This window comes from Dietzia cercidiphylli (genome assembly GCF_014145145.1).
In the GTDB taxonomy this organism is placed as follows: domain Bacteria; phylum Actinomycetota; class Actinomycetes; order Mycobacteriales; family Mycobacteriaceae; genus Dietzia; species Dietzia natronolimnaea.
In genome coordinates this window covers 1-3,440 of record NZ_JAALEA010000489.1, presented here as the reverse complement: position 1 = coordinate 3,440, position 3,440 = coordinate 1, and the positions used below count along the sequence as shown (strand labels likewise).

Sequence of the window (3,440 nt, the reverse complement as noted above, 5' to 3'; positions counted from 1 at the left end):
CGGACCGTCGCGCGGACGCGCTCGTGGCCCGCCACCTCGGGGCCGCCGCGCCCACCACACCGCGGATCCCCGCACCGTCCGGCGGGATCGCCCCGGGTCGTCCGCCCCGCAACCACGGCGAGGAGGCACTCGTGATGATCATGGGTGCGGCCGGCGGGACCGGGGTGGGGCGCATGCTCCTGTCCCCACTCGCCGAGATCCCCGGGCTGGCGGCGGTGGTGATCCCCCTGGCGTTGCTCTGTGGCGTCGCGCTCGGGTGGACCACGGTCACGGTCAGGCGGACCCAGACGCTGCGGTCCCACACGTCCGCCGTCGTGACCGAACGTCTGGGCGCCCTGCGCGCGGAGGTCGAACAGTCCCTCGGCGCCAGGATCCTGGCCGCGGAGGCCACCATCACCGACGGCTTCGCCCATGACCCGGGCCCCCGGGTCGGCGACCTCGAACGCCGTATCCGCCGGTCACGGCTCACGGGGAGGGCACCCGCGCCCACCCCGACCACCGCTTCCGCGGCTACTGTTGCGGGGCCCGCAGGCACTCCCCCGCCCGCCCTCGCCACCCCAGGGAGCCCCTCGACATGACCGACCCCTTCCCCGGTTCCGAACCGTCCGACTTCAGTGCCAGGCCCGACGTGTGCGGCCTCGACGGCGCCCCGCTCGCCGAGGCCTCGTCCCTGGGTCTGCACGTCCCGGTCGGTGACGGCGTCCTCGATCTCGGCTCACCCGAGGCGGATCTCGACGGCGACGGCTTCATGGAGGCCGTCACCCGGGGGGACGGCCGGGGGCTCACCGTCTATACGGACGTCGACGGCGACGGGACGGTCGACCACGTCTCGACGGTCCGGTTCGACGGCAGCTACGACTCCTGGCGCCTGGCCAATCCCGCGGAGGGGGTCCCGTTCGGGGGCTTCACCAACGAGGCCCGTGCCGGGTCCCCCGAATCGTCGCCGGCCCCGGCCCGGTGGGAACGCATCGACCACGGCCACATCTGAAAAGTTGAGGCATTGCTCACGTCGGGGCCACGATCGGGGCCCGGAAGGCGGCGGGACCATCGGGTTGACGATAGTGTGTGATCGATACCATGCACCGTGTACGAGGAGCTGTGATGACCACCACCACCATTCCCGGCCTCGAGGGTCAGGCGCCAACCGATCACGCGGAGATGCTCGCGTGGATCGCCGAGGTCGCCGAACTGACCCAGCCGGACCGGGTCGTCTTCGCCGACGGCTCCGACGAGGAGTGGGACCGCCTCACGACGGAACTGGTGGAGCACGGCACCTTCGTGAAACTCGACGAGTCCAAGAAGCCCAACTCGTTCCTCGCCCAGTCCGACCCCAAGGACGTCGCGCGGGTCGAGTCGCGGACGTTCATCTGCTCGGAGACCGCGGAGGGCGCCGGCCCCACCAACAACTGGCGGGACCCGGCCGAGATGCGCGGCCACATGACCGAGCTGTTCCGCGGCAGCATGCGTGGTCGCACGATGTACGTCGTGCCCTACTGCATGGGCCCCCTGGAGGCCGAGGACCCCAAGCTCGGCATCGAGCTCTCCGACTCCGCCTACGTCGTGGTGTCCATGAAGATCATGACCCGCATGGGCACCGCCGCGCTGGAGAAGATCGGCTCCGACGGCGCGTACGTCAAGGGCCTGCACACCGTGGGCGCCCCGCTCGAGCCCGGCCAGGAGGACGTCTCGTGGCCGTGTAACGAGGAGAAGTACATCACCCACTTCCCGGAGAGCCGGGAGATCTGGTCCTTCGGATCCGGGTACGGCGGCAACGCGCTGCTGGGCAAGAAGTGCTTCGCGCTGCGGATCGCCTCCGCCATGGCCCGCGACGAGGGCTGGATGGCCGAGCACATGCTCATCCTCAAGCTCATCTCCCCGGAGGACAAGGTCTACTTCATCGCCGCGGCCTTCCCGTCCGCGTGCGGCAAGACCAACCTCGCAATGCTGCAGCCGACCATCGAGGGCTGGCGCGCGGAGGTCGTGGGAGACGACATCGCCTGGATGCGCTTCGGCGAGGACGGCCGGCTCTACGCCGTCAACCCGGAGTACGGCTTCTTCGGCGTCGCGCCCGGCACCAACTACTCGTCCAACCCCAACGCCATGAAGACGCTGGAGGCGGGCAACTCCATCTACACCAACGTCGCCCTCACGGATGACGGCGACGTGTGGTGGGAGGACCTGGAGGGGACCCCGGACCACCTGATCGACTGGCTGGGCAACGACTGGACGCCCGTGGGCGACGGCGGGGCCGGCAACGCCGCCCACCCCAACTCCCGCTACTGCGTGCCGATCGACCAGTGCCCGGTCACGGCCGCGGAGTTCAACTCCCCCGAGGGCGTGCCGATCTCGGCCATCCTGTTCGGCGGTCGCCGCGCGGACACCGTGCCGCTGGTGAGCGAGGCCCACTCGTGGAACCACGGCGTCTACATCGGTGCCACCCTCTCCTCCGGCCAGACCGCGGCCGCGGAGGGCCAGGTCGGCGCGGTCCGCCGCGACCCGATGGCCATGCTGCCCTTCATCGGCTACAACGTCGGTGACTACTTCCAGCACTGGGTGGACATGGGCGCCCGCGGTGGCGACAAGATGCCCAAGGTCTTCCTGGTCAACTGGTTCCGCAAGGGCGCGGACGGTCGCTTCCTCTGGCCCGGGTTCGGCGAGAACAGCCGGGTCCTCAAGTGGGTCGTGGACCGCATCGAGGGCCGGGTCGAGGCGGACGAGACCGTCGCGGGCTTCACCGCCCGAGCCTCGGACATCGACCTCACCGGCCTCGACACCCCCCTCAAGGACGTCGAGGAGGCACTGGCCATCGACCCCGAGGAGTGGCGCCGCGAGCTCCCGCTCATCACCGAGTGGCTGGAGTTCTGCGGACCCAAGGTCCCGGCCGAGGTGCACGAGCAGTTCGCCGCCCTCAAGGAGCGCCTGGGCTGAGACCTGCGGGACGAGAACGGAAGTCCCGGAGACGGATCCGCGAACGGGCCGCACCCACACCGGGTGCGGCCCGTTCGCGTTCCGTGTGACCGAACCCTCTTTGCAAGATCCCCATTCGGTGGGACAGTGGTTGCGTCATCAATACACTGAGCGCATGTGTGGAGGAGTGGCATGAGGGTCGCCGCTGCCGGGCTCATCGCCCTCCCGGTTCTCGTGGGAGGGCTCGGGCTCGCGGCGGCGGTCGTCGTCCTCGGCTCCCCGGAGGCCACCGCACCTAGCGCGGACGAGGTGGCCGAGGAGGTCGCCGCTCCGGGGTCGGGGGGACCGGTCACCCGCGACGGCACCGACATCGAGGGGTCGAGACCGCACCTGACGGTGCGCTCGGGGATGCCTTCGCTCATGCTCGCCGGGACGATCCCGGGGTTCCTCGCCCTCCTCCCGGCCTCGGCGGGCCCCCTGCCCACCCTGACCCCCTTCGGGGACGCCACCGCAGGGGCCGGCGGGCCCGCCAC

Annotated in this window: 3 protein-coding genes and 1 pseudogene; all 4 read left to right on the top strand. The window is 70.8% G+C overall.

Annotated elements, in window-relative coordinates:
• A pseudogene (locus G6028_RS16110) lies at nucleotides 1-578 on the top strand (hypothetical protein); the annotation flags it as partial.
• Nucleotides 575-988: a DUF6802 family protein gene (locus G6028_RS16105; protein WP_182609868.1), complete on the top strand. Its 414-nt coding sequence runs from the start codon at nucleotides 575-577 to the stop codon at nucleotides 986-988. The pseudogene G6028_RS16110 and the gene G6028_RS16105, both read left to right, overlap by 4 nt.
• A gap of 113 nt (nucleotides 989-1,101) precedes the next feature.
• Nucleotides 1,102-2,928, top strand: coding sequence for a phosphoenolpyruvate carboxykinase (GTP) (locus G6028_RS16100; RefSeq protein WP_179523600.1), 1,827 nt, complete (start codon nucleotides 1,102-1,104; stop codon nucleotides 2,926-2,928).
• Between the two features lie 171 nt (nucleotides 2,929-3,099).
• A partial coding sequence (locus G6028_RS16095) for a hypothetical protein (RefSeq protein ID WP_182659475.1) occupies nucleotides 3,100-3,440 on the top strand: 341 nt, incomplete at its 3' end.